Here is a 3,417-nt window from a genome sequence, read left to right on the forward strand (position 1 = left end):
GACTTTAATAAATTAGTAATTTCTATTCCAACTTTGGATGAACAAGAAAGAATTTCAGTACTTATAAACGATATAAACACTATTATTACCCTTCATCAGCGTAAGTTAGAGCACTTACAATTACAGAAAAAAGCATTACTTCAACAGATGTTTGTATAAATAAAGGAGATTTTGTATGGCAGAATCAAAAGCACAGAATATTTCAAGCCAATTGTGGGCTATTGCTAACGATTTACGTGGCACAATGGATGCAAGTTCTTTCAAAGATTACATTCTTCCATTTTTGTTCTATAAATATCTTTCCATTCATCAAGAAGAGTACTTAGTTAATAATGACTTGGTTGATATTTCAGATGGAAAATCTGTTAATGAGGCATATAAGGAGCTTGTCGAAGACGCAGGTTTAGAGGCTTGTTTAATTGATATTGCAGGTACATTAGGGTATGCTATTAATCCTGAGGATACATGGGCTTCTTTAACTGAAAGTATCCATAATGGTTCCGTTATTCCGAGTGATTATCAACGATTATTTGAAAACTTTAATAAGAATGCTGAAATTAATAAAGAAGCTGCAGCAGATTTCAGAGGTATTTTTAACTATATTAACCTTGGTGACTCTGGACTTGGATCAACGACAGCAGGTAGAACTAAGACTTTAAATGCAGTTGTTACCAAAATCGATGAAATCGAGTATAAAGATGAAAATGGTAAGGATATACTTGGTGAGATTTATGAGTATTTAATTGGTAAGTTTGCAGCTAATGCTGGCAAAAAAGGTGGGGAGTTCTATACACCTCATGAAGTTAGTCAAATTTTGGCTAAAATTGTTACTGGTAGTATACAATCTCAAACTGATACTTTCACAGTCTATGACCCTACAATGGGTTCTGGATCATTACTATTGACGGTTCGTAATGAATTGCCTGATGGATCTCGTCAAGGTGCGGTTAGCTTTTTCGGGCAAGAGCTAAATACGGTAACATATAACTTGGCTCATATGAATTTGATGATGCATGGTGTTACATATAATAATATGACATTAAATAATGCTGATACTCTTGAAAGTGATTGGCCAGATGGTCCTGACCGTGATGGGGTTGATAGACCACGCTCTTTTGATGCAGTTGTTGCGAATCCTCCTTACTCTGCTAAATGGGATAATAATGAAAGTAAACTTAAAGATCCACGGTTTAGTGAATATGGTAAATTAGCACCAGCCTCTAAAGCAGATTATGCTTTCATATTACATAGCTTGTATCATCTAAATAATGAAGGTACAATGGCTATTGTACTACCGCATGGTGTGCTATTCCGTGGTGCAGCGGAAGGTAAGATTCGCCAAACTATTATAGAAAAGAATTACCTTGATGCGGTAATTGGTTTGCCTGCGAATTTGTTCTATGGCACAAGCATCCCTACAACAATTCTTGTATTTAAGAAAAACCGTACAAATCGAGATGTACTATTTATTGATGCTAGCAATGAATTTGAAAAAGGTAAAAATCAAAATAATTTAAGTGATGAAAATATTAGTAAAATTATTGAAACATATCTAAACAGACAAGACGTTGATAAATATGCACATGTGGCATCTCTCGAAGAAATCAAAGAAAATGACTATAACCTAAATATTCCTCGATATGTAGACACATTTGAGGAAGAAGAAGAAATTGATCTTGATGAAATCAATCGTATGATTGAACAAGATAATCAAGAAATTGCACAACTTGAAAAAGAAATAGCCGAACAATTAGCCCTATTAGGTGTCAAAATGTAAGGAAAAGAGGTAGAAAAGACCGAATAGGACTTTTCTACCTCTTTTTGTATTCTTGGGAACAGCGTAAGTTTGATGAAATATATGAACGATCTGGTCGAAAAAATGATTTAACTTATGGTATAGATAAAATTATATCTGTTGCTAATATGTATTTTAAAACCGATGCTATAGTGGGATCTGAAAAATATTTAAAAACGTATAATGTTTTTAAATTAGGTGACATTGCTTTTGAAGGACATACTAACAAAGAATATAGTTATGGTAGATTTGTCGAAAATACTATTGGGGATGGTATTATTTCGCATATTTTTGATGTTTTTACGCCGAAGATTAATTTAGATATAAATTTTTGGAAAGATCTCATAAAATACGAGCCTATAATGGGGCCCATTTTACGTCGTTGTACTAAAGCATCTAGAATGATGTCTAATTTGACAAGTAAGGAATTTCTTGAGGAAAAGATATTATGCCCAACTCTAGAGGAGCAGAAGCTTATAGGAGGATTTATTGTACGTCTTGATAAAAATATTACCCTTCATCAGCAAGAGCCATTTCTATGTGGGAACAGCGTAAATGGTGGGGTAAAACTATGTTAACAATAGAGGAAAAGTCCGAACTATTTTATATTTATTATGAAAAATGGATACATATATATAAAGAAGGTGCTATTCGTGATGTAACAATGCGAAAATATGAGATAACGCTACTATGGCTAAAGCGATTAGTCCCTGAACTTAGGCTTTCACAATTAAATAGGATATCATATCAACAACTATTAAATGATTATGCGGAGTTTCATGAACGACAAACAACGATGGACTTTCATCATCAAATAAAAGCAGCTGTATTAGATGCAGTGGATGAAGGTTTAATTGATAGGGATCCAACTCGAAAGGCTATTATAAAAGGTAGGTCACCGAGAATTAAGAAGATTAAATATCTGAATCAGTTTGAATTACATACATTGTTAGTAAATTTGAAATTGACGTCAGAAATTAATTGGGATTGGTTGATATTGATAATAGCAAAAACTGGAATGAGATTTTCAGAAGCTTTGGCATTAACTCCAAAAGATTTTGACTTCTCACATCAATCATTGATTGTTGATAAGACGTGGGATTATAAAGGTGATGGCGGATTCTTACCAACAAAGAATAAATCATCAGTGAGAAAAATACAGCTTGATTGGCAAACGATTATAAAATTTTCAGAATTAATAAAAGGCTTACCCGAAGATAAGCCAATATTTGTAAATGGTCGTGTATTTAATTCAACAATTAATGGTGTATTAGAAAGGTATTGTAAAAAGCTAGAGATACCAGTTATTTCGATTCATGGATTACGACATACGCATGCTTCTTTATTACTTTTTGCAGGAGTGTCGATTGCAAGCGTAGCAAGAAGACTTGGGCATGCAAGCATGACGACGACACAGAAAACGTACATACATATCATTCAAGAGTTAGAAAATAGAGACATTGATCTTGTGATGAGGTCTATGGCTGGATTAGCGTGAGATTAATTTATAGAAATGGCTTTTACTGATGAAGGGTAATAATAGTGTTTATATCGTTTATAAGTACTGAAATTCTTTCTTGTTCATCCAAAGTTGGAATAGAAATTACTAATTTATTAAAGTC

3 protein-coding genes are annotated in these 3,417 nt (G+C 33.3%); all 3 read left to right on the top strand.

Features of this window, described 5'->3' with window-relative positions:
• The first annotated feature begins 175 nt into the window (after positions 1 to 175).
• The 3 genes from KH286_RS09470 to KH286_RS09480 are packed head-to-tail and all read left to right on the top strand — an operon-like array spanning position 176 to position 3,293.
• The gene (locus tag KH286_RS09470; RefSeq protein ID WP_278617863.1) at positions 176 to 1,777 is read left to right on the top strand and encodes a type I restriction-modification system subunit M; all 1,602 of its coding nucleotides are present in this window, start codon (positions 176 to 178) and stop codon (positions 1,775 to 1,777) included.
• A gap of 44 nt (positions 1,778 to 1,821) precedes the next feature.
• Entirely contained in the window at positions 1,822 to 2,373 is a 552-nt protein-coding gene (locus tag KH286_RS09475; RefSeq protein WP_278617864.1) for a restriction endonuclease subunit S, read from the top strand.
• On the top strand, positions 2,367 to 3,293 hold the full coding sequence (locus KH286_RS09480; protein WP_119563172.1) for a site-specific integrase: 927 nt from the start codon (positions 2,367 to 2,369) through the stop codon (positions 3,291 to 3,293). Before KH286_RS09475 ends, KH286_RS09480 begins: the two co-directional genes overlap by 7 nt.
• Positions 3,294 to 3,417: the final 124 nt, after the last annotated feature.

This window comes from Veillonella parvula (assembly GCF_018378075.1).
Classification (GTDB): Bacteria; Bacillota; Negativicutes; order Veillonellales; family Veillonellaceae; genus Veillonella; species Veillonella parvula_K.